This window comes from Streptomyces sp. NPDC007991, from assembly GCF_042958445.1.
Lineage (GTDB): Bacteria > Actinomycetota > Actinomycetes > Streptomycetales > Streptomycetaceae > Streptomyces.
In genome coordinates this window covers 18,603-41,524 of record NZ_JBIBJD010000015.1, presented here as the reverse complement: position 1 = coordinate 41,524, position 22,922 = coordinate 18,603, and the positions used below count along the sequence as shown (strand labels likewise).

Sequence of the window (22,922 nt, the reverse complement as noted above, 5' to 3'; positions counted from 1 at the left end):
ACCCAGAAGGGACACCACGGTGCTCACCCGCGCCCTCGGCCGCACGCCCCACTACGTCGTCGCCGCGAGCCTCGCGGTCATCTTCCTCTTCCCCCTGCTGTGGAACGCCTGGGCGTCGGTCAGCGGCCAGCCCGGCACCGCCCAGCAGTCCGGCTACGGCCTCGGCAACTACCGGACCCTGCTCGACTACGACGCGGGCCTGTGGCGGTACCTCCTCAACAGCACCGTCGTCTCGGCGCTGACCGTCGCCCTGACCCTGGGCGTCTCCCTGCTCGGCGGCTACGCCTTCGCCCGCTTCGACTTCCCCGGCCGGAACCTGCTGTTCCTGCTGACCCTGGCCATCCTCATGGTCCCCTACGCCACGCTCCTCATCCCCCTCTACGTCCTGCTGGGCAGGCTCCACCTGCAGAACTCGCTGATCGGGCTGAGCCTGGTGCTCGCCATGTTCCAACTGCCGTTCGCCACCTTCATGATGCGGATCTCCTTCGAGGCGGTGCCCCGCGAACTGGAGGAGTCGGCACTGGTCGACGGCTGCGGTACCGCGGGCGCGTTGCGCCGGGTCCTGCTCCCGGCGGTGCGGCCGGGGCTCATCACGGTGGGCCTGTTCGCGTTCCTCGCCGCCTGGAACGACTTCATCGCACCGCTGATCCTCATCTCCGACAGCGAGAAGGCACCGCTGCCGCTGGCCGTGGCGAACCTGCGGCAGCAGAGCATGGGCGCCGTCGACTACGGCGCGACCGAGGCGGGCGTGGTCGTCCTCGCCGTGCCCTGCCTGCTGCTGTTCCTGCTCCTCCAACGGCACTACATCAGGGGCTTCATGTCCGGCGCGCTCAAGGGCTGAGGCGCGGGGAATCCACCATGACCGAAGGGACGTACCGAAGGCATGAACCGGTGAAGGGGAACACGGCGCACTCGCCCGTCCTGCCCGTGGCGCCGACCCGCGGCCGGCTGCGCCCGCTCGGCCTGGACGAGGTCAGGATCACCGGGGGCTTCTGGGCCCGGCGCCGCCACACCAACGCGACCGCGACGCTCGGGCACTGCCGGGACTGGATGGAACGCGAGGGCTGGACCGGCAACTTCCGGGCCGCCGCCGAGGGCCGGATCCACCGGGACCGGCGCGGCCGGGAGTTCGCCGACTCCGAGATCTACAAGCTGCTCGAAGCCATGGCGTGGGAGGGTGCCGCCTACGACGCGGAGACCGCCGCGCTCACCGATGTGATCGCCGCCGCCCAGGACCCGGACGGCTACCTGAACACCGCCTTCGGCCGACCCGGACAGCAGCCCCGCTACAGCGACCTCGAATGGGGCCACGAACTCTACTGTCATGGGCACCTCATCCAGGCGGGGGTCGCCCAGGCCCGCGCCCGCGGCGAGGGCGAGCTGACGAAGATCGCCCGCCGGGCAGCCGACCACGTCTGCGCCGCCTTCGGCCCGGGCGGAAACCCGGGCCTGTGCGGACATCCGGAGATCGAGACGGCCCTCGTCGAACTCGCCCGGCTGACCGGCGAGCAGCGCTACCTCGACCAGGCCGCGCTGTTCGTCGACCGGCGCGGCCACGGCACCCTCGCCGACATCGAGTTCGGCCGCGCCTACTTCCAGGACGACGTGCCCGTCCGCGAGGCCGGTGTCCTGCGCGGCCACGCCGTGCGCGCCCTCTACCTCGCGGCCGGCGCCGTCGACGTGGCCGTGGAGACCGGCGACGACGCCCTGCTCGCCGCCGTCGTACGGCAGTGGGAGGCCACCGTCGCCCGGCGCACCTATCTCACCGGCGGGATGGGCTCGCACCACCGCGACGAGTCCTTCGGCGACGACTTCGTCCTGCCACCGGACCGCGCCTACTCGGAGACCTGCGCCGGCGTCGCCTCCGTGCTGCTCGCCTGGCGGCTGCTGCTCGCCACCGGCGAACAGCGCTTCGCGGACCTGGCCGAGCGGACCCTGTTCAACGTGATCGCCACGTCCCCTTCCGAGGACGGCCGGGCCTTCTTCTACGCCAACACCCTGCACCGCCGCCACCGCGGCACCACGCCCTGGGCGGACCGGGTCAGCCCGCGCGCCGACTCGGGCCTGCGCGCCCCCTGGTTCGCCGTGTCGTGCTGCCCGACCAACGTGGCGCGCACCCTTGCCCAACTGCCCGCGTACCTGGCGACCGCGGACGACGACGGCGTCCAGCTGCACCAGTACGCCGACGCGGAGCTCGCCACCACCCTCGCCGACGGGCAGGGCGTGGCGCTGCGGGTCCGCACCGACTACCCGTCCGGCGGGAGAGTCGCCGTGCGGATCAGCCGCTCCCCGGCCCGCCCCTGGACCCTGTCCCTGCGCGTCCCCGCGTGGACGGCGGGCGCGACCGCCTGGCTGGTCGACCCGGACGGGCGACGCCGCACCGCCACCCCGGGCACGGCGCGGCTCACCCAGGTCTTCCGGCCCGGCGACGAGATACGCCTCGAACTGCCCGTCGCCCCGCGCTGGACCGTGTCCGACCCGCGCGTCGACGCGATCCGCGGCACCGTGGCCGTCGAGCGCGGACCCCTCGTCTACTGCGCCGAGTCCGCCGACCTGCCGCACGGACACGACGTCGACGCACTCCGCGTGGACCCGTCCGCCGCACCGGAGGACGGCCCGGACGGCACGGTCGTCGCCCCCGGCGAACTCGCCGCACCCGCCGGCCCACACGACAGCGCCTGGCCGTACCGCCCGCTCGACCGGGCCACCGCACCCACGGCCGACCGCACGGGGATCACGCTCGTCCCGTACCACTCCTGGGCGAACCGCGGACCCTCGACCATGCGCGTGTGGCTGCCGACCACCCAGTCCCCGACCACGCCCCCGACGACGCCCACCCGGAGGTAGTCGTGCCCGCACCGCGAAGACGGCACAGCCGCGGCGCCCTGGCCGCAGCGCTGACCCTGGGCCTGCCGGCCCCGCTCGCCGTGACCGCACCGGCCGCGGCGGACAACTCGGCGATCGGCTACCCGGTCTACTCGGGCACGGACCACCCCGTGCCCGCCCTCCCCGCCGGCTTCACCGTCCACCGGACCCTGCGCGCCCAGTACGAGGCCGACCGGAAGGCCGGGAACGGCACCGACTTCTGGATGGACCGGATGCTGGCCCGCAAGGGCGAGGACCCGGCGGGCGACTGGCTGTTCACCCGGGGACGCGCCGTCTTCATGAAGGAACACGACCCCGCCGGGCTCGGCTTCGCCGGCAAGGTCGCCTACTGGGAGAGCATCGACAACCGCTCCGCGTACACGCTCACCCTGAACGCCGACGGTGAGAACCTCACCCTCCGGGAGGACACCGGGGCCCGCACCCAGACGCCCAGCTACTGGCGCAGCGAGTTCACGCACGAAGCGACCGGCCTGAAGGTGACGCAGACCAAGTTCATCACCGAGTCGAACGTCGCCGTCACGAACCTGGCCCTCACCAACACAGGGACTCGGCTCCGCGAGGTCCGGCTGCGCGCCACGTCCCCGTACACGACGACCGCCGAGGGCCGGGAACTCACCGGCACTGTGCCCGCGAAGAACAACCTCACGACCGTCTTCCCCCGCCTCAGCGGTGACGGCTTCACCCCCGAGGACGAGTCCCTGACGCGCACCCTGACCCTGGCCGCGGGCCGGACCCTCACCACCAAGGTCCAACTCGGTTTCGTCACCGAGGAGATCACCGACTCGCGGCACGAGTACGACGCGGTGCGCACCGCCTCCCCGGCCACGGCGTTCCGCCGGCACGTACAGACGTACAACCGCTGGTGGGCCGAGAACCTGCCGTACCTCGACCTCCCCGACGACAACATCGAGAAGACGCTGTACTACCGCTGGTGGCTGCTGCGGTACAACTACCTCGACGCCGACATCCCGGGCAGCGACTACCAGTTCCCCACCTCCATGGAGGGCGTGCTCGGCTACAACAACGCGATCGCCCTGACGGTCGGCATGTTCGTCGACGACCTCAAGTACCTGCGCGACCCGGCCTACTCCTACGGCCCGTGGGTGTCCGCCGGGGAGGTGTCGAAGAACGGCAAGTACTCCGACAACCCCGGCGACCCGGAGAACTGGTCCAACAGCTACACCCAGTACCTCTCCGAGACGGCCTGGCGCTCCTACCAGGTGCACGGCGGCCCCGACGGCATCGTGCGCAACCTCGCGCGCTACGCCGAGAAGGACGTCAAGGGCCAGCTGGACAGCTACGACCACGACGGCAACGGCCTGATCGAGTACGACTGGGGCGCGATGACCGGCAACGACGCCGACGCCGTGTCGTTCCACTGGAAGCCCGGGAACCTGGACCGCGCCGAATCCGCGTACGTCTACAGCAACGCGACAGCGGCGGCCCGCGCGTACGACCTGCTCGGCGAGAAGACGAAGGCCGACGAGATGCGCGCGACGGCGAACCGCGTGCGCAAAGCCGTCCTCGAACACCTCTGGGACCCGAAGGACAAGCTGCTCAAGCACCGGCACGTCGACAGCGACACCCTGGTGCCCTGGAAGGAGATCAACAACTACTACCCGTACAGCGTGGGCCTGATGCCGACCCCGGACGAGGACCCGCAGTACCTCGAAGCGCTGCGGCTGTGGGCGGACGCGAAGCAGTACCCCGTCTTCCCTTTCTTCACCGCCAACCAGGCCGACAAGGCGGAGGCGGCCGGGCAGGGGCACCCGGGGAGCAACAACTTCTCCGTCATCAACTCCACCGTCACCTTCCGCTTCCTGTCCTCGGTGCTGCGGAAATACCCGAACGAGTACATCGACCGCACCTGGTACAAGAAGCTGCTGTCCTGGAACGCCTGGGCCCACTACATCGACGGCGACAACCGCCGGCCCGACCAGAACGAGTTCTGGTCCGACGGCAGCGCCGATCCGCAGAAGATCGGCTACCGCTCCTGGATCCACCACACCATCCTCGGCACCACCAACTGGACGGTCATCGAGGACGCGATGGGCTTCCGGCCGCGCACCGACCGGAAGATCGAGCTGTGGCCGATCGACGTCGACTGGCCTCACTTCGCCGCCACCGACATCAACTACCGCGGCACCGACGTGGCCGTCCTCTGGGACGAACCGGGCGACGGGAAACGGCCGTACGGCCACCAGGTCCCCGAGGGCTACTCCGTCTACCTCGACGGGAAGCTCGCCCTCACCGCCGACCGCCTCGCCCACCTCGTCTACGACCCCGCCACCCGCACGGTCACCCTCCCCGACGGGGGAGGGGCCAAGGCGAGGACCACCGGCCTGCGCACGGCCGTGGCGAACCCGCAGGACGTCGCCTACGGCAAGAAGGACCGCGTCACCGACCTGTTCGCCAAGGCCGGCCGCGACCTCACCGGCAAGGCCGGGGACAACCTCGCGGCCGGCGCCACCGCCCGCGCCTCCCACGAGGCCGACGGCCACGGCGTGGCAGGTGCCGTCGACGGCTTCACCGTCAACGAGCCCTCCTGGGGCGCCCGTGGCTCCGGCAACGCCGAGGACTGGTACGAGCTCGACTTCGGCCGCCCCCGCACGGTCGACGACGTCCGGCTCCACTTCTCCAGCGACAAACGGCCCGGCGGATACGCCGAACCGGCCCTCTACACCGTGCAGTACCAGAACGCCGGCGGTCAGTGGCAGGACGTGACCGGCGCCGCCAAGTCCCCGCCGTATCCGCGCGCCAACCTCAACCAGGTGCGCTTCAAGGAAGTGACCACGGCCAAGCTGCGGGTGCTGCTGCGCCACCGCGACGGTCACACCAGTGGCCTGAAGGAGATCCAGGCCTACGACACCGGCACGCGCCCGCCGGCGGCCCGTAACCGCCCTCCCTACGTCGAGGCCTGGCGGGACACCACGCACGCCCGCCCGGGTCAGGTGAGGCTCACGGGCATCGTCGAGGACGACGGACTGCCGCGGCGCACCCTCTCCGCCTCCTGGAAGACGGCCGACGGGCCGGACGGCGCCGCCGTCATCTTCGACGACCCGCGCGCCCCCACCACCGTCGCCCGGTTCACCGAGGCCGGTGCGTACACCCTCGAACTCACCGCTGACGACGGCGCGTCGACCTCGTCGAAGCAGGGTCGTGGTGAAGGTCGAGAAGCCCGGCGACGGCCAGGTGAACCTGGCACCGTCCGCGACCCCCACCGCGTCCTACACCTCCGGCTGGGAGTCGGTGGGCGCGATCAACGACGGCCGTGAACCCGCCTCGTCCTCCGACGCCCCGCGCTGGGGCAGCTGGCCGCAGAAGGACACCCAGTGGGTCCAGTACACCTGGGACGAACCCGTCCGCGTGGCCGGATCCGACCTGTACTTCTTCCGCGACGCGCAGCCCGGCGCGGCCGACGGCGTGGGCGTGCCCCGGTCCTGGACCATCGAGTACCGCGACGGCGACACCTGGCGCGAGGTCCCCGCCCCCAGCGGCTACGGCACCGCCGAGGACCGCTACAACCGGACCACCTTCACACCCGTCACCACGACCGCGGTGCGGGCGAAACTCACCGGCCATCCGAACCTCGCCCTCGGCGTCCAGGAGTGGAAGGTCTACGCCGAGACACCGGAGTCGGTACGCGAGACCCACATCCCCACCCCGCGCGGCACCGTCCCCGACCTGCCCGGACAGGTGACGCTGGTCTACGCCGACGGCTCCACGGCCCGCTCACCCGTGGCCTGGCCCGCCCTGACCGAGGACCAGGTCGCCGAGGGCGGCACCAGCGTGACGATCACCGGCCTCGCCGACCGCACCGCGCAGCCGGTCACCGCCACGGTGTGGGTACGGCACACCGACGCGGTGGAGATCACCGGCTTCGCCGGGGAACGCGTCACCACCCGCCCGGGCACGCCCCCCGCGCTCCCCGCCACGGTGGTCGCCACCTACAACGACGGCTCCAAGGACAGCCGCACCAAGGTGACCTGGGACCCGGTAAACCCGGACCAGTACGCCGGCCCCGGAACCTTCGAGATCGAGGGAACCGTGCCGGACACCTCGCTTCGCGCCACGGCCACGGTCACCGTGACGCCCCCCGCATGACCGGTGGGCCCCTCTCCCGCCCGCTGACGACCGACGACGATCGGAGTGCGCCATGTCCCAGTCACCCACCCGGCGCCGCGTGCTGAGCCTGACCGCCGGCGCCGCGGCCGGCCCGCTCATGGCCTCCGGGCCACTGGCCCAAGCCGCCCACGCCGCCCACACCGTTCCGGCGACCTCCACGGCGAAGACCGGGGGCGCGCTGCCCGCCCCGCCCGCCTGGTCGGTGCGGCCTTTCGCCCTGCACGAGGTCACCCTCGGCGGAGGGGTCTTCCGCGCCAAGCGCGATCTGATGCTCGACTACGCCCGGTCGTACCCGGCCGACCGCATCCTGGCGGTCTTCCGCGCCAACGCCGGACTCGACACACGCGGCGCACGGCCGCCGGGCGGCTGGGAGACGGCCGACGGCAACCTGCGCGGCCACTACGGCGGCCACTTCCTCACCCTCGTCTCCCAGGCGTACGCCGGCACTCGCGAGGCCGCGCTCAAGTCCAAGCTCGACTATCTGGTGGCGGCCCTCGGCGACTGCCAGCAGGCCCTCGCCGAGCACGGCTCCCCGAAGCCCAGCCATCCCGGCTACCTGGCGGCCTACCCGGAGACCCAGTTCATCCTCCTGGAGAGCTACACCACGTACCCCACCATCTGGGCGCCGTACTACACCTGCCACAAGATCATGCGCGGCCTCCTGGACGCCCACACCCTGGCCGGGAACGCACAGGCGCTGACCATCGCCGCGAAGATGGGCGACTGGGTGCACGGCCGGCTGGGCCACCTCCCCAAGGCCCAGCTGGAACGCATGTGGTCGATCTACATCGCCGGTGAGTACGGCGGCATGAACGAGGTCATGACGGACCTGTACGCGCTCACCGGCCGGGAGGAACACCTCGCCGCCGCCCGCTGCTTCGACAACACCGCGCTGCTGAAGGCCTGCGCCGAGGACCGCGACATCCTGGAGGGCAGACACGCCAACCAGCACATCCCACAGTTCACCGGCTACCTCCGCCTGTTCGACCACACGGGGGAGGAGCAGTACGCCGCCGCGGCCCGCAACTTCTGGGGCATGGTCGCGGGCCCCCGCACGTACGCCCTGGGCGGCACCGGACAGGGCGAGATGTTCCGCGCCCGCGGCGCCATCGCGGCCACCCTCGACGACAACAACGCCGAGACCTGCGCGACGTACAACATGCTCAAGCTGAGCCGCCGGCTCTTCTTCCACGACCCCGACCCCGCCTACATGGACTACTACGAGCGGGGCCTGACCAACCACATCCTCGCCTCCCGCCGGGACGCGCCCAGCACCGACAGCCCCGAGGTCACCTACTTCGTCGGCATGGGGCCGGGCGTACGCCGCCAGTTCGGCAACACAGGCACCTGCTGCGGCGGCACCGGCATGGAGAACCACACCAAGTACCAGGACTCGGTCTACTTCCGCTCCGCCGACGGCAACGCCCTGTACGTCAACCTCTACCTGGCCTCCACCCTGCGCTGGCCGGAACGCGGTCTCGTCATCGAGCAGACGAGCGACTACCCGGCCGAGGGCGTCCGCACCCTGACGTTCCGCGAGGGCGGCGGCCGGCTCGCCCTGAAACTCCGCATCCCGTCCTGGGCCACGGCAGGCGCCACGGTCACCGTCAACGGAACCCCGCACCGGGCCGACGCCGAACCCGGCACCCACCTCACCCTGAACAGGACATGGCGCCGAGGCGACCGCGTCAGCGTCTCGACGCCCTACCGCCTGCGCATCGAACGCGCCCTGGACGACCCGGCCGTCCAGTCACTGTTCTACGGCCCTCTCCTGCTGACCGCCCAGAGCCCCGAACAGCAGTTCCGCACCTTCTCCTTCTATAAGGACTTCACCCTCCGCGGCGACCTGGCCGACGCGGTCAAACCCACCGACCGCCCCCTGCACTTCACCACGCACAACCTGACCCTCGCCCCCTTCCACATCGGCGACGACGCCCCCTACCACGCCTACTTCAGGCGCTCCGAACCCGTGATCGCGTTCGGCGCCTCCGACTCGGGCGTCCCGAACCACGCCCGCCCCGACGGCCAGACCTTCCTCGACGTCCTGTGGCAGCAAGCCCCCTTCCTCACCTCCGCGCACTTCGTCCGCGCCGTACGCACCCTCGCGGGCCGCTGGCTGTCCGAGAGCCTGTTCACCCGCGCCGAACACGACGCCGTCATCACGGCGGCGAACCGGGCGGACCTGCGACGCTGACCGGCGGCGTCCTGAGAGGCAAGAGCTTGGGCAACGGCCTCTCGACGTACGGCAGTTACGTGAACGGGGCGGTGCGGCCGGCTCCTTCGGCGTCCTGACGGACCGCATCGCCCGTACGGCGGTGGAGTGAGGGACCGGGCCGGCATCCGTCCCGGCACATTGACAGGTCCGGACCAACACGGCACGCTCTGAGAGCGCTCTCACCCCCTTCCCGGATCGGCCTTCGTCGAACGGAGACAGAGCATGTTACGCACCATCGGACGCAGCCTCCGAGCTGTCGGGCTGTCCCTCGCCACAGCCCTGACCGGCTCCCTCCTCGCCACCGGAGCGGGAACACCGGCCCACGCCGCCGTCCCGGCGACGATCCCCCTGAAGATCACCAACAACTCGGCGCGCGGCGAGCAGGTGTACATCTACAACCTCGGCACCGACCTGTCGACCGGACGGCAGGGCTGGGCCGACGCCAACGGCACGTTCCACCCCTGGCCGGCGGGCGGCAACCCGCCGACTCCCGCCCCCGACGCCTCGATCCCGGGCCCCGCGGCGGGCCAGTCGACCACCATCCGCATGCCGAAGTTCTCCGGCCGGGTGTACTTCTCCTACGGCCAGAAACTGGTGTTCAGGCTCACCACCGGCGGCCTGGTCCAGCCCGCCGTACAGAACCCGTCCGACCCCAACCGGAACATCCTGTTCAACTGGTCGGAGTACACACTCAACGACGCGGGCCTGTGGATCAACAGCACACAGGTCGACATGTTCTCCGTACCGTACGCGGTAGGAGTGCAGCGAGCCGACGGAACCACCGTAACCACAGGCCGCCTCAAGCCCGGTGGCTACAACGGCTTCTTCAACGCCCTGAGGGGACAGCCCGGAGGCTGGGCCAACCTGATCCAGACCCGCCCCGACGGCACAGTCCTGCGCGCCCTGTCCCCGCTGTACGGCCTGGAGACCGGCGCACTGCCGGCCACCGTCATGGACGACTACATCAACCGCGTCTGGCAGAAGTACTCCACCTCGACCCTGACGGTCACCCCGTTCGCCGACCAGCCGGGCACCAAGTACTACGGCCGGGTCTCCGGCGGCGTCATGCACTTCACCAACAGCGCCGGCGCCACGGTCACCGGCTTCCAGAAGCCGGACGCCTCCTCCGTCTTCGGCTGCCACGGAAGGCTCGACGCGCCGAACGACCAGGTCCGCGGCCCGATCTCCCGCACCCTGTGCGCCGGGTTCAACCGCTCCACCCTGCTGGCCAACCCCCAGCAACCCGACGCCGGCGCCGACGCCTTCTACAAGGACGCCGTCACCAACCACTACGCCCGCAAGATCCACGCCCAGATGGCCGACGGCAAGGCGTACGCCTTCGCGTTCGACGACGTGGGCCACCACGAGTCCCTCGTGCACGACGGCAACCCGCGCCAGGCCTACCTCACCCTCGATCCTCTCAACTGACCTGCACCCTCCCCAACTCCGGCTTACAGAGGCACTGTTGACTCTGCATCATTTCTGGAAATCAATCACAACTTTACTTGTTCTTGGTGTAGATGGACCGCGGTGTGCGTGAGCCTCGTGGGCACCAGGCAGTGACTGCACACCCTCCTGTCACAGGGGGGTGTGGTCACTGTCCCCCCATGCAAGGGTGAGAGGCACCAACCATGACGAAGAACCGCACACCGCGGTACGGCAGCCGCACACTGGCATTGACGGCGACCGCGCTCGGAGTGATCGCGACGGCCGTTCCGGCGGCGGCCGAGGAACAGCCCACCGCCGAGCAGATCATGGCCGACTGCGCGTCCGGGGACGGCAAGTGCACCTTCAACTCCCCGCAGCTCGGCCGGGCTTACCTCGGTGAGCCGCACCAGGTCTCCGAACTCCTCTACAACTGCACCGACTCGCCCGCCTCCCAGTTGATGTCCTGGGCCGACACGGTGGGCTCCTCCCACTCGGTGGGCGGCTCGGTCACGGCGGGCGGAGGCATAGAGGGCATCATCACGGCCAGCGTGACCGCCACGTACAACTACACATGGCAGAGCTCGCACACCGAGACGAGTTCCTTCACCGTGAACGTGCGGCCCGGAGAAGTCGGCTGGATCTCCCGCGCCCAGGTGATGCGGCAGATCAGCGGCACGTGGCAGACCCACTACGACGACCCCAAGTGGGGCCACTACTACTGGTTCGTCCCCGACGTGGTCACCGGCCCGGCCCCGAACGGCACGGACGGCAAGCACAGCGCGGTCGTCGTCAAGTCCCGCAAGATGACCGCCGAGGAAAAGAAGCTGTGCTCCACCGGCTCCACCCAGGGCGAGCTCTTCACCCGCGGCTGACCCACAGCGCGCGCTCCGGCCGGCCGGTCCGGCCGGAGCGGCAGACGGGTCATCGAATACTGCCTTGTCCGACGGCGTCCTGGGCCGTGGGCTCAGTGTCGTCTCCACTCGTGCTGAGGACGGCCGACGTCCTGCGCCTGTCGTCCGGCCAACCAGGCCCTGGCCCTTGGCGGCGTCCGGTCGGGACCACCTCGAATTGACGGATTCACCTCCATCCCCGGTGGGCAGTGAACCCGAGAATGTCATGAGCACGACTGCCCTTCCCCCACAAGGAGGTCGATCATGTACGTCCGCACGCTCACCGGCGGCCTGGCCGCTGCCCTGGTGCTGTCCGTTTCCCTGACCGGTGGCCAGGCTGTGGCCGCTCCCCCCGCCGGGGAGGACGCCCCCCTGGCCGCTCGTGTCCTCGTCTACGACGCCAGCGGTTCCGCGGAGTTCAAGAGCGCCGTCGACCGGGGCGCGGCGATCTGGAACGAGAGTGTCGACGCCGTCGAACTGCGACCGGCCGCAGCCGGGCAACGCGCGAACATACGGGTCCTCGCGGACAACGGCTGGCCGCGCGCCCTGCCCACCACCCTGGGCAACGGAACCGTCTACATCGGGCGCCAGGCCGTCGACCAGGGCTACGACACGATCCGTATCTCCGCCCACGAACTCGGGCACATCCTGGGCCTTCCCGACCGCAAGCCCGGACCGTGCTCGAGCCTGATGTCCGGTTCCACCGCGGGCACCGCGTGCAGGAACCCCTATCCGAACGCGGCGGAGAAGACGGAGGTCGAGGGGAACTTCGGCGGTGGACTCGCCGGTCGGGCCCCGGCGGTGCGTACCGAGGTGATCGTGGACTGACGCGTACCGCATCACACGGCGGCGGGGAGCTCCGCGGCGAGGCGGAGCCCCCCGGGGGGCATCCCGCCGCCGGGGGAGCGGCCCACTGCACCGGGCCCCGTGTCGAACGCGGCCCCGCCGTCTCAAAGCCGAGGTGCCGACGGCGGCCGGGCTGTGTTCACCCGGCCGGACGGTGTTCCGGCAGGGCCGGTGCCGCAAGGGTTTCGGACTGGCCCGCGCGACGCAGTGACGCGGCGACGAAGCCGTCGGCCTTGAGCTCCTCGACCAGCTCCCGGAGGAATCGTACGGTCTCGGGCCGCCGGGTGGTGGTGGTGCCGACGGCTTGGCGGATCTCCATGAACTCCTTCTCGATCAGCCGCACTTCGGGGTGTGCTTCGACGTAGGCGGTCATCGGCTGCCGGATGCCCGCGCCCGCCTCCAGGTGGTGCTCGGTGAAGACGTCGACGCCTTCGTGGCCACGAACCAGGGTGGCGTGGCGCAGAGTTCGGGTGAGGTAGAGGTCGTAGGCCGATCCGGCCTTCACGCCGATGCGGATGCCCGGCGCGTCGACGTCCTCGGGCGTGTTCAGGGCGGAGTCCCGGGGCACGGCGTACACGCCCTCGATGAGCACGTACGGGGCGGTGAACGCGACCTGCGTCTCACGGGCGGGCTCGATCGCGAGGAAGCAGACATCGGCCCGTCCACCGGCCATCGCCTCGAACGAGGCGCGTGCGGCGTCGAAGCAGAGGAATTCCACCGGCACACCGAGCCGGGCCGCGATCTCCCGGGCGAGATCGACGGTGATGCCGCCGGGCGCTTGCGGTGTCCCTTGGGCGAGGACGGGATTGCCGAGGTTGATGGAGGCGCGCAGGACACCGGTGGGCGCGAGGTCGGCGGCGAGAGAGGGAAGGACCATGCCGCGAGTTTAGGTTCCTGATCCGGTGTCCAGGCCGTGTTTTCCGGGCAGCCGGCGGCACTCCAGCGACTCGGACTCCAGGCGGCTGCCCATCTCCAGGGCGTGACTCAGCGGACCCGGTCGTAGACCAGGGCCAGCGTGCCGTGCTCGCCCGCGGCCTGGCTGACGAGCGTCCACTGCCCCGCGGGAAGACCGTCGTCGAAGAGGCGCGGCCCGCCGCCGAGGAAGACCGGGAAGATCGTGAGCGCCAGCCGGTCGACCTTGTCCGCCGCCAGCAGCGCCTTGATGACGCTCGCGCTGGACAGCACGAGAATGTCGCCGCCTGCGGTTGCCTTCAGGTCCCCGACCGCCTCGGCGGCCGACTTGTCGACGATCGTCGTCCGCTCCCACGGCGCCGCGTCGAGGGTGGAGGAGAGGACCACCTTGTCGGTGTCGACGAGCCACTTCGCGAAGCCCTCGTCGCGCGGGTCTGCGCCCTCCATGCCGATGACGGTGGGCCAGAAGCCGAGGAAACCCTCGGCGTTGACCCGCCCGAGCAGCGCCGTGGTGGCCGGTTCCCAGAGGCTGGTCAGGTGGTCGCGGGCGACGTCGCTCATGGCGTACGGCATCACCCAGCTCATGTCCAGCGGGTTGTCCGGCGCGGCGTAATGGCCGTCGAGGGAGAGGCTCATGTTGGTGACGACCCGGCGGCCTGCGGTCTGCTCAGTCATTTCGTGCTCCTCGTGTGGGTGCTGTGGGTGCTGTCGGTGCTGTCGGTGTCGTGCGTGTCGGCGGCGAGGATCGCCGCGAGCTTGTCCAGGCTCTGGCCGAAGCCGACCTCGATGCCGGCGATGAAGTCCGCGGAGTCGATCGTGCTGTCGGTGACGCGCCAGCGGATGTCGAGGTCTGTGCCGGTGTCCGTGGGCCTCAGGGCCATGTCGACGTGGGCGGTGAAGGCGGGGCCGCCGTCGGGAAGCAGCGGGGAGAGCCGGTAGGCGAGGCGCTCCCCGGGGTGTACGTCGTCGACGACTCCCTCCGCGCGCCCGGCGACCGCATCGGAATTGTCGGCGTCTTCGACGTCGCGGTACTCCTGCACGATCCGCCCACCGGGTCGCGCCTCGAAGACCAGCTCGGAGACACGGAGGTCCTCGGGAGTCCACCACTGCGCGAGCAGCACGGCCTCGGTCAGGTGGCGCCAGACCAGCTCGGGGCGCCCTGTCAGTGACCGGTGGAACGCGAACGAGCGGCCGTCGGCCCACCCCGGCTCCTGCGCGGCGAGCCGCTCCTCGTGGAGGCTGCGCCCGTAGCGGTCGTACGTCGCCCGCGGGCCGCTGACCCGTTCCGCGGTGTCGGCGATACCGCCGAGCGTGGCGGCCAGGTCCCGCAGGGTGTCGGGCCGCAGTGCGTAGATGCGGCGCTGACCGGTGCGTCGGGAGGTGACGACACCTGCGCGTTCAAGGGTCTGCAGGTGCTTGGTCGTCTGCGGCTGGCGTGCATCGGCGAGCTGGGCGAGCACACCGACCGGGCGGGGCCGCTCGGCCAGCAGGTTGACGAGCCGCCAGCGGGCCGGATCGGCCAGCGCGGCCAGGAGTGCGTCCATGGGCGCGAGTATTCCTCGCAACGAATATTCGTGTCAAGGAATACTTCCCCGTTGAACGTGCCTGCCTGGCCGCGCTCGAAGAGCAGATCGGCCGGCCCGGCCACCAGCAGCACCGCCTGCTCGTCCAAGCCGCCGCGCGCCGTCCCGCTTCCCGCGTCGTGCCCCCTCGCTCACACCGCGTCCGGGCGACGCCGGTCACGCGCCGCCCCTCCGAGCATTGGGCAGACCGGGCACGAGAACACAGGAACTCACGATCGAGTGATCACATCGCTCGACTGTGCGGATCGCCGCGCTGCGGTAGCCGCGCAGGCACACTTCGCCACGTCAGTGGTTCACCGGCGGAGCCGGGGCGCAAGCACCGTGCGCACGACCTTGGCCACCTTGCTCGCGGCGGAGTCGTCCTCTTCTTCTTCGGGCTGCGGTTCCAGCATCCGCTGGATCTGCAGCAGCAGTTGGCTGGTCGACCGCCAGAGCGGGACGAACAGGCCGGCGACCGGCCCGACACCCTGGATCGGGCCGTCGGACAGCTCGGTGACCTTCTTGGCGATCGCGACCGTCGACGGATCCCGGAGAATCACGTGTACCTCGTCGTCGACCAGCCTGATCTCCATCCTGCGGGCGGCGGCTTCCTCCGGGTTGGCGTCCGTGGTCGTCTCCGGATCCAGTTCGTCGATCTTGGCGGCGACCTCGTCCGGGTCGACCCCGAGTTCGCGCAGTACCTTGGCCGCCATGCTGTTCTCCGCCCGCAGCATCGCCTCAAGCAGGTGATGGCTGCCGACCGGCGCGCCACCGGCCAGCGCGCTGGCGGCGGACACGGTGTCCTCGGTGGCAGGTGTGCCGACCGGCCAGGGGCCGGCCGCGGCGTCCCGCGACCCCTCCAATGAGGCCAGCACCGCGGCACGGATCTTGCTGATCGGATTGATCCGCTCGGCAAGCACCTTCGCGCCGACGCCCTCCCCTTCCCTCACCAGGGCGAGCAGAATGTGTTCCGTACCGATGGAGTTGTGGTGCAGCTGCTGCGCCTCACGCAGGGCCAGTTCCAGCGTCTTCTTCGCGCGCGGCGCGAACGGGATATGCCCGCTCAGCTCCTCCGTACCCGGCTCGACCACCGCGACGACATCGGCCCGCGCCGTCTCCTTGTCGTACCCGAGCTCGTGCAGAACCTTCGCCGCCGTGCTGTCCGGCACGTCGAGCAGCCCCAGCAGGAGGTGCTCCGTGCCGATGTGATGGTGCTTGAGCAGCCTCGCCTGCTCCTGAGCCGTGACGACCACCCGACGGGCTTTCACCGTGAACCTCTCGAAAGTCATGGTTCCATGGTCTCAACCCTGTCAATACACTGTCATTGACAGAGTCACCGTGCCGAAGGGAGGGTGGTGTGATGGAGACACCGTCGGACTGGGAGGACCGGCTCGCGCGCTGGCGGAACGAGCTGGAGTTGTTCGAGCAGCTGGACGAGACGCCCTGGGTCACGCTGGCCAAGGCAGAAACCGAGACCGGGGTTTCCCGCTCAGCCCTGCGGTCCTGGTACCGCAACGGCGAGATCCAGTCCCGGCTGGTGGACGGCCCGAACGGACCGCAGCGCCTCGTGCAGCTGGACGCGGTGATCGAGCGCGCCGCCGCGTCACCGCGCATTCAGCGCAGGGCGGAGCGGGAAGTCAGCCTGGAAGCCCAGGTCACCCTGCTACGGCACCGGGTCGACCAACTCGAGCTGCGCCTGGCGGCGTTGGAGCGGAAGTCACCGGCGTGAGCGGCTTCAACCCCGCCTGTATGACGGCCTTGCCGTCGGTCGGCCGCGACCCGGCCCCGGTTGAGGCTGTCGTACATCGCCCCGTGCCCACACCGGTGCTCGGGCAGCAACGTCAACTCCGCCGCTGAAACACGTGGGTTCGTGGATTCCTGGAGCGGTGAGATGACGAACCCACTCGCCTGTCGGCGGGCTCGTATGTTGAGGTGCCGCGTACTCGCGTCCTCTCGAGGAAGCCTGGCGCCGTGGAAATTCCGTTGCCGGAACAGCAGCATCTTCGATCGAATGCCTCCATGACTCATGACGGCCCGGCGGACCATGTGGAGCAGAACCGACGCTTTTGGGATGACGAGGCTGCTGCGTGGCACGGTCCCCTCGCCCGTGATCACTGGGCGCGGATGGAACCGTCCTGGGGGTTGTGGGCCACCCCCGAGTCGCAGGTCTCCGTGCTTCCCGACGGCATCGACGGGATGCGCACCATTGAGCTGGGCTGCGGTACTGCCTACGTTTCCGCTTGGCTGGCCCGAGCAGGAGCCCACCCGGTCGGGATCGACGTCTCGGAGGAGCAACTCGCCACTGCTCGCGCGATGCAGACGGAGTTCGGCATCGACTTCCCCCTTGTCCTGGGAAATGCCGAGAAGGTGCCCTACGAGGACAACACGTTCGACCTGGCGATCAGCGAATACGGCGCCTCGCTGTGGTGCGACCCCTACCAGTGGATCCCGGAGGCAGCCCGGCTTCTCGTTCCCGGAGGCTGGCTGGTGTTCTCGCACTACTCACCGCTGTTCGCGCTGTGTGTACCGCCCGAGGGACCGGCTTCCACCACCCTGTCCCGCAGCCAATTCGGCCTGACGCGGCTGGACTGGGGGAATCATGTGCAGTTCATCCTGCCGCACGGCGAGATGGTCCGTCTGCTGCGGTCCTGCAACTTCGTCGTCGAAGACCTGATTGAGATTCAGGCACCCCAGCATGCACGGGACTACGCAGAAGTTTCCGCCGACTGGGCCCAGCAATGGCCGAGCGACGAGATCTGGAAAGCCCGGCTGGCAGGCTGACAGCCCCGCAGGCACCCTCTATCGCGGTGATCACCTCAGCAGCCAGGCGGTCAACGGGGTAGTCGGGCCGTCCGCTCCGGATACGCCGCAGCGACGTAGCGCATGGCGGTCTGAGCGGTGATCCCGAAGAGCCGCATCAGCTTGAGTGGATCGCCGGTGGCAAACGCTTCGTTGAGCATGCGGTCCTGCCGCAGGCCGACGAGCGTGACGTCCTTGGGCAGAGCCTTGCGGAGCAGAGTCCTGCTGACTGTTGGGTGGTCCGGATCAAGGGCCGTCTTCTGGCTGACGAGGAGGTGCGGGTTGGTTGAGGCTGGCCAGCGCCGGTGGCGGTAGGCCAGCCATTCGCTGGCAAGCCGGTGAGTGAACTCCTCCAGGTAAAGGGTGTGTCGCAGCAAGCCGCGGCGGACTTCGAGGGTGCCGCGGGCGAGGCTCAAATCGGTGGCCAGCAGCGTACGGAGTTCTTCACCGGGCAACGCATGGATGGCCACCAAAGCGATGATCAGACGGCTAAGCTTGGGTATTGTCCTGATCCATCAATCCGGCCAGAAGATCACTTCGCATGGACTGCGGGAGTCCCTTGAGGTGGCCGGCCGACAGTTGACGGGTCGGATCCCGGAAGACCATCCGTTCCCGCTTGAGCGTCTTGAAGAGACTGCGCAGGCTCACCGCGACCTTCTGCCTCTCTTGTCCGGACAGGCCGGCTACCGCCGCCTCAATGTGGTGCGTCGTGATCTTTCGCAGAGTTGTCACGCGTCGGCGGTCCACGTGGTGAGGACGGGCTGGATGTGGGCGAAGTAGCGGCGAATGCTGCGGTAATCGCGGAGCTCGCCCTCGTGGCGGCCCTGATTGCGTAGCAGGGTCACCCATGCGCGGATCTCGCTGGCAAGCGGATCTGGGAGGACACTGGTCGCTGCCTGGATCCACACGAGATTCACGTCCTGGCGACGGTCTGGATTATCGATGAGCAGACCGTGAGAGCGGAGGAACTGGCAGACGGGCTTGGCCGCGAGAGTCGCCGAGCATCTTGCCAAGTCATGGACGTCGCGCTCCGGGATGGCGTTCTCGGCGCTGAGCCAGTGCACCAGGATGGTCAGCGTGCGAATGTTCTTGGGGTAGTCGGGCGTCCGACGATCGAGAATGAGCTGGTCGAACTTCTCAACCAGCCGCCTGGCTTCCTCGGACAACGGCAACACGCCAGGGTCCCTGCGGTCCAAGCGGGCTAGCACAGGCGCCCAGTCGCGCTGTATGTCGAAGAGTGTCTCTTGCCCGCGGCCGACATGAGGCACCGCCTTCTCGTCAGTTCCATGGGGTGGTCGGACCCAATTCAGTGGCCGGACCCCTGCTGTTGTGCCAGCGGGCAGGTCGATCTGGAGCTGTGTGACTTGCGCTGTGGGACTCCCTGCCTCATCGAGAAGGCGATAGGGGTGGCACCCGCGGCAGCGACCGCCACGCAACGGGAGGCCGTCGCGGCGGCAGCGCAGGCAGCAGCCTCGGTCGTACTTCTCGCGCCAGTCCTTGCATGGGTTGCAGCGGAACCCTCGCCAGCCTCCAGGAATCCACGCATAACAGTCCCGACACTGGCGCGGCGTAAGCGGCGGCCGGGGTACTGGGACGTTGATGTAGGGCGTGCTGGGTTGGTCGGCCGGGTGCAACCGCATGGGTTCCGGCGCCTCGGCCAGCAGTCCGGCGCGTAGGAGGACCAGGCGGACCGCATCCCTTCTGGCCGGCAGTTCCCACAACAGCGTCTCGGGAAATAGGTCCGTGCCCTCGGTCTCCCTGACCGCCAAGGCGAGGCGCACCATCTCGGCGACCCTGTAGTACCACCCCCGACCGAAACGATGCTCGTCCGCCATCGCGACGAGCACTTCTCGGGTCCGATCCCAGCCGGATATCGGTCGGTCGGCGATCGCCCTGACCGTCGTCTCAGTCAGCGTCCTGGGCAGGGTGAACAGCGGAATCTGCCCCCGGGGCGCCGGCTTCAATACGTGAGCCGCCGGTTCGTCGAGGTAGACGCGCGCTTGATTGAGCTTGCGGCGCCAATCCGCCAGCACGTAGCGCCCGTCGTTCACGCCTCGGCGTAGCGGCCGTGCCCCCTCGATGCCCAGGGCCCACTCTGCGTCGTCCTCGGCACGGATCGCATGGAGGCAGGGACGCACAGCCCATCCGTGTTCAGGTAGCCGTCATGGCGGCAACGCGGGCATAGGCCCCGCTCTCGATGCTTCTGCTGCCAGCCCTTGCAGCCGGCGCACACCCGGCTCTGGTGCAACACGACCCAGCCCAGGCACGACTCGCAACTCCGGGCCGTACCCTGGTCCGTCCCCACCGGCTGTCAGCTCGGCGGAAGCGTTCGAGGCCCACTGCCCCACCGAGTACGCGGCACTGGCCTCAGCGGGCCCGCCGACGGCGGCGTCTCAGCGCCGACCGCCTGCTGGCCGGACTCCGGTGCCGCCTGCATGTCTGCAAGCGGCTCTGCCTGAAGCAGATCAGCGACTGTGCAGTTCAACGCGGTGCAAATCTTGTCGAGGTCGTCCAGGCGGACCGTGACCGGGGTACCGCCCCACAGTGCGGCGACCTTGCTCAGGGAAGGGTTGAACCCCACTTGTTGGAAGGCAGCCAGCACCTCGGTGGGTCGCCACAGGTCCCGCTGGGCGGCAACCATCCGCAGATTCCAGTTCACCGCAGGTTCCCCTTGTCCATCACCAGTCGTTGCGCCGCCCGCGAGCTCGCGGCCAGGTTCGCCACCTCCGGATCGGCATGCGCGGTTGCCATATACCGAAGCGTCGTGGTGGCCCAGTCGTGTCCGAGGACCTTCTGCACCTCCCACAGCGTCATCCCGCGCTCGTAGTTGTGGGTCGCGCAGGCGTGCCGCAGCAAGTGCGGGAACAGGTCAGTGACTGGGCCCGTGAGGTAGTTGGAGGCTGCGCCGTGAAGCGACCGCCGGAAGGTGGATGGCCCGATCGCCGGAGCGATCGGCAGATTCAGAGCGGCAACCGCAGTCGGTTTGCGCTCCGACGGCCACAAAGGCGCCCTGGGGTGTTCGGCATCGTCCCCGAACTCGCCCCGGATCTCTTCGATGTACCACCACAACAGGGCACGTCCCTCCTGGAACATGTACGCCTCGCGAGGCCGGGGCCCGGAACCGCGGGCTCCCTTCCCCTGGACAACCGCGCGGACACCTGACAGGTACGCGACCTTGGTCATCACGTAGTCGCGGCAGGCAACGAAGTACTTCCGTGCGTTCGGCAGGTCCTCGCGCCAGCTCGCGAAGAAGTCGCGCATCGCCGCCTGCGACGGCGGGATCCGAAGGCCGAAGTCCCCGCGATGTTGGGGCGGTTGAACATGTCGATCGGTGACTCCACGGAAGCACCGAATCGGCGCGTGATCTCGCCGGCATACCGCTGTTCAAGGAATGCAAAGTACGCGTCGATCTTGTTGATCTTTGCGCGCAGAGTCGAGGACGCCCGTTTGCCCGGCCCCGTGAAGTACCGGTCGGCCTCCCTCGGCGAGAGCTGCCACGGGACTGTGCCGTAGTAGTCGCACACCTCGATGACTGGTTTGACCAGGCCATCAAGGGTGGCCGGTGCGAGCCCCGCCGCGTCCCTGGCCCACTGGTACTCCGAGAGCGTGTCGAGGAAGAAGCTCTCCTCATCGTGCGCGGACACCCGGGCCTGCCGATGTCGCTGCAGCGTCACGACATCCGCCAGCCCGGATTCGACCGCCACGGCTGCCGGGTCCAGGGGAGTGGCGGAATCCCCCGCTGGGCGGAGGAGCCTCAGCAGACGACTTTCGGAATCTGACACGACCCCGGAAATTTCCTGCGACGGCGGCACGATGCTGCCCGTCCCCACGGCCTGACAGCGGGCCGTGGTTCAGCGCCTGGTGCTGGGGACCCGCGGGTAGCACCAGTCGCGCATGGCACCCGCGTTGTCCAGGATGCTGTTGCCGGTCAGCTTGCCGACGATGCCGTCGGCCGCCAGCCCGGACGCTCGTTGGAACTTCTTCACCAACGCGAGCGTGGCGGGGCCGAACACGCCGTCCACACTGATCGGGTCGGCCTTGCCGGTGCGGCTGGCCCAGTTGCTGGTGGCGAACTGCACGCACCACACGCCCTGCCGGTTCCCCGAGCCCTGCGAGATGTTGGCGACGTTCGGCGCGGCGGAGGCCGTGGTGGCCGGCAAGCCCCCGGCGAGCACGGCGGACGCCGCCAGTGCGGCCGCCGCCAAGGCCGTCTTGTTCCTGAGCACTGCCATGCGTACTCTCCTTCGGTCGTCAGCGCGGGGCTCAGCAGCCACCGCAGTTGTAGTAGGTGACGTCCCAGTGGTTGCTCTCGCGGGCGTAGATGTTGCCGGAGCCGGACCGGTACTGCCTGGCCCCGTCCCCGCGGTCGGCGATGCGGGTGAACGTGCCGGTGATGTAGTTCGACAGGCACGTCGTGGGGCTGTAGTCCAGCTTGTAGCCGTTCCAGTGGCTGTACGTGCCGGAGGCGTGCCCCGTCTCCGTGCCGCCGGTGATGGTCAGGGCACAGCCGGTGGCCCGCTTGAGGGTGACCGCCCCGAGCGCGGTGTTGAGGTTGAGGTTCTGGAACGACGTGCAGGTGGGCCGGTTCCGGTCCGAGCAGTTGCCGCTGGAGCTCCACGCGATGCCGGCGGCCCGGAAGCGGTTCGTCGCCTCGGTGTGGCTGATCTTCGTCACGGCGGCCACGGCTTGCGGGGCCGCGGAGGCGTGACCGGGCCGCGCCACGGCCGGTGCCGCCAGGAGGCCGGTGACCAGCAGGGCCGCGGCGGCGGACCCTGCGTACGCCTTGATGCTCATGAGGGTGCTCCTGAGTCGAGAGGAAGGTGGGATGGGGGTTGAGTCAGCGACGTGGTCATCCGCAGCCATGGCGCAGGAAGTACCAGGTGACCGGGCCGACGATGCCGTCCACGTCGACCTTGCCGCACGCGCCGCTGCGCAGCCCCTGCTGGAAGGCGATGACGGCATTGCGGGTCTTCGGCCCGAACCGGCCGTCGACGTCGCCGGCCTTGAGCCGCTGGTAGAACACCAGACGGCACTGGGCCTCGATGACGCGGTTGCCCGAGTCGCCGTAGGAGGTGAGCGCGTTGCCGGTGTAGTAGGTGCGGTCGCACTTGTACGCTGCGGCGGCGGCCGTGGCGACGCCGGCCGGTGCCGCCACCATGGTGAGTGAGCCGATCGCCAGGACGCCGGCCAGGACGGTGCCCGTGAGGCGGGAGGTCGTTCGGATGGGTGTCACGTTCGGTGTCCTCTCATGGGTGTTGC

Annotated in this window: 21 protein-coding genes and 1 pseudogene; 10 read left to right on the top strand and 12 right to left on the bottom strand. The window is 69.6% G+C overall.

Annotated elements, in window-relative coordinates:
- Positions 1 to 19 precede the first annotated feature (19 nt).
- From ACFZDA_RS35025 to ACFZDA_RS34990, 8 genes are all read left to right on the top strand, one after another.
- Positions 20 to 841, top strand: coding sequence for a carbohydrate ABC transporter permease (locus tag ACFZDA_RS35025; protein WP_307180098.1), 822 nt, complete (start codon positions 20 to 22; stop codon positions 839 to 841).
- A gap of 17 nt (positions 842 to 858) precedes the next feature.
- Positions 859 to 2,847 (top strand): beta-L-arabinofuranosidase domain-containing protein, encoded by a 1,989-nt coding sequence (locus tag ACFZDA_RS35020; protein ID WP_391089440.1) that lies wholly within the window; start codon positions 859 to 861, stop codon positions 2,845 to 2,847.
- Complete coding sequence (locus ACFZDA_RS35015; RefSeq protein WP_391089438.1) at positions 2,790 to 6,161, top strand: discoidin domain-containing protein; 3,372 nt, start codon at positions 2,790 to 2,792, stop codon at positions 6,159 to 6,161. The genes ACFZDA_RS35020 and ACFZDA_RS35015 overlap by 58 nt, the downstream gene beginning before the upstream one ends.
- A complete protein-coding gene (locus ACFZDA_RS35010; protein WP_391089437.1) occupies positions 6,049 to 6,990 on the top strand; it encodes an Ig-like domain-containing protein in 942 nt (313 codons plus the stop codon). Before ACFZDA_RS35015 ends, ACFZDA_RS35010 begins: the two co-directional genes overlap by 113 nt.
- Positions 6,991 to 7,042: 52 nt before the next feature.
- Positions 7,043 to 9,205, top strand: coding sequence for a beta-L-arabinofuranosidase domain-containing protein (locus ACFZDA_RS35005; RefSeq protein WP_391089435.1), 2,163 nt, complete (start codon positions 7,043 to 7,045; stop codon positions 9,203 to 9,205).
- 243 nt (positions 9,206 to 9,448) lie between these two features.
- On the top strand, positions 9,449 to 10,654 hold the full coding sequence (locus ACFZDA_RS35000) for a beta-1,3-glucanase family protein (protein WP_391089433.1): 1,206 nt from the start codon (positions 9,449 to 9,451) through the stop codon (positions 10,652 to 10,654).
- Positions 10,655 to 10,857: 203 nt separating this feature from the next.
- Positions 10,858 to 11,526 carry a hypothetical protein gene (locus ACFZDA_RS34995; protein WP_391089432.1) on the top strand — a complete coding sequence of 223 codons (669 nt, stop codon included), beginning with the start codon at positions 10,858 to 10,860 and terminating at the stop codon, positions 11,524 to 11,526.
- A 282-nt stretch (positions 11,527 to 11,808) separates the two neighbouring features.
- Complete coding sequence (locus ACFZDA_RS34990) at positions 11,809 to 12,372, top strand: snapalysin family zinc-dependent metalloprotease (RefSeq protein WP_391089430.1); 564 nt, start codon at positions 11,809 to 11,811, stop codon at positions 12,370 to 12,372.
- 157 nt (positions 12,373 to 12,529) lie between these two features.
- Here ACFZDA_RS34990 and ACFZDA_RS34985 read toward each other — a convergent pair whose 3' ends face one another.
- From ACFZDA_RS34985 to ACFZDA_RS34970, 4 genes are all read right to left on the bottom strand, one after another.
- Complete coding sequence (locus ACFZDA_RS34985; RefSeq protein ID WP_391089429.1) at positions 12,530 to 13,267, bottom strand: transporter substrate-binding domain-containing protein; 738 nt, start codon at positions 13,265 to 13,267, stop codon at positions 12,530 to 12,532.
- 107 nt (positions 13,268 to 13,374) lie between these two features.
- Positions 13,375 to 13,977 (bottom strand): dihydrofolate reductase family protein, encoded by a 603-nt coding sequence (locus ACFZDA_RS34980; protein WP_391089427.1) that lies wholly within the window; start codon positions 13,975 to 13,977, stop codon positions 13,375 to 13,377.
- Positions 13,974 to 14,846 carry a metalloregulator ArsR/SmtB family transcription factor gene (locus ACFZDA_RS34975; RefSeq protein WP_391089425.1) on the bottom strand — a complete coding sequence of 291 codons (873 nt, stop codon included), beginning with the start codon at positions 14,844 to 14,846 and terminating at the stop codon, positions 13,974 to 13,976. Before ACFZDA_RS34975 ends, ACFZDA_RS34980 begins: the two co-directional genes overlap by 4 nt.
- A 332-nt stretch (positions 14,847 to 15,178) precedes the next feature.
- Entirely contained in the window at positions 15,179 to 16,153 is a 975-nt protein-coding gene (locus tag ACFZDA_RS34970) for a Clp protease N-terminal domain-containing protein (RefSeq protein ID WP_391089423.1), read from the bottom strand.
- Positions 16,154 to 16,224: 71 nt separating this feature from the next.
- Here ACFZDA_RS34970 and ACFZDA_RS34965 point away from each other — a divergent pair, with 71 nt between their 5' ends.
- Both ACFZDA_RS34965 and ACFZDA_RS34960 read left to right on the top strand, forming a co-directional pair.
- Positions 16,225 to 16,593: an excisionase gene (locus tag ACFZDA_RS34965; RefSeq protein ID WP_391089421.1), complete on the top strand. Its 369-nt coding sequence runs from the start codon at positions 16,225 to 16,227 to the stop codon at positions 16,591 to 16,593.
- A gap of 242 nt (positions 16,594 to 16,835) precedes the next feature.
- Positions 16,836 to 17,645, top strand: coding sequence for a methyltransferase domain-containing protein (locus tag ACFZDA_RS34960; protein WP_391089419.1), 810 nt, complete (start codon positions 16,836 to 16,838; stop codon positions 17,643 to 17,645).
- Positions 17,646 to 17,695: 50 nt separating this feature from the next.
- Here the strand turns inward: ACFZDA_RS34960 and ACFZDA_RS34955 are convergent, their stop codons facing one another.
- From ACFZDA_RS34955 to ACFZDA_RS34920, 8 genes and pseudogenes are all read right to left on the bottom strand, one after another.
- Positions 17,696 to 18,133, bottom strand: coding sequence for a hypothetical protein (locus ACFZDA_RS34955; protein WP_391089418.1), 438 nt, complete (start codon positions 18,131 to 18,133; stop codon positions 17,696 to 17,698).
- A 19-nt stretch (positions 18,134 to 18,152) separates the two neighbouring features.
- Entirely contained in the window at positions 18,153 to 18,395 is a 243-nt protein-coding gene (locus ACFZDA_RS34950; protein WP_391089416.1) for a hypothetical protein, read from the bottom strand.
- Positions 18,392 to 19,714, bottom strand: coding sequence for a hypothetical protein (locus ACFZDA_RS34945; protein WP_391089415.1), 1,323 nt, complete (start codon positions 19,712 to 19,714; stop codon positions 18,392 to 18,394). The genes ACFZDA_RS34950 and ACFZDA_RS34945 overlap by 4 nt, the downstream gene beginning before the upstream one ends.
- A 260-nt stretch (positions 19,715 to 19,974) precedes the next feature.
- Complete coding sequence (locus tag ACFZDA_RS34940; protein ID WP_391089413.1) at positions 19,975 to 20,322, bottom strand: helix-turn-helix domain-containing protein; 348 nt, start codon at positions 20,320 to 20,322, stop codon at positions 19,975 to 19,977.
- Positions 20,319 to 21,382, bottom strand: a pseudogene (locus ACFZDA_RS34935) (tyrosine-type recombinase/integrase). The gene ACFZDA_RS34940 and the pseudogene ACFZDA_RS34935 overlap by 4 nt, the downstream one beginning before the upstream one ends.
- A 132-nt stretch (positions 21,383 to 21,514) precedes the next feature.
- Positions 21,515 to 21,895: a peptidoglycan-binding protein gene (locus tag ACFZDA_RS34930; RefSeq protein WP_391089412.1), complete on the bottom strand. Its 381-nt coding sequence runs from the start codon at positions 21,893 to 21,895 to the stop codon at positions 21,515 to 21,517.
- A gap of 31 nt (positions 21,896 to 21,926) precedes the next feature.
- Positions 21,927 to 22,457 (bottom strand): hypothetical protein, encoded by a 531-nt coding sequence (locus ACFZDA_RS34925; RefSeq protein ID WP_391089410.1) that lies wholly within the window; start codon positions 22,455 to 22,457, stop codon positions 21,927 to 21,929.
- 55 nt (positions 22,458 to 22,512) lie between these two features.
- Positions 22,513 to 22,896 (bottom strand): peptidoglycan-binding protein, encoded by a 384-nt coding sequence (locus ACFZDA_RS34920; RefSeq protein WP_391089408.1) that lies wholly within the window; start codon positions 22,894 to 22,896, stop codon positions 22,513 to 22,515.
- Between the last annotated feature and the right edge of the window lie 26 nt (positions 22,897 to 22,922).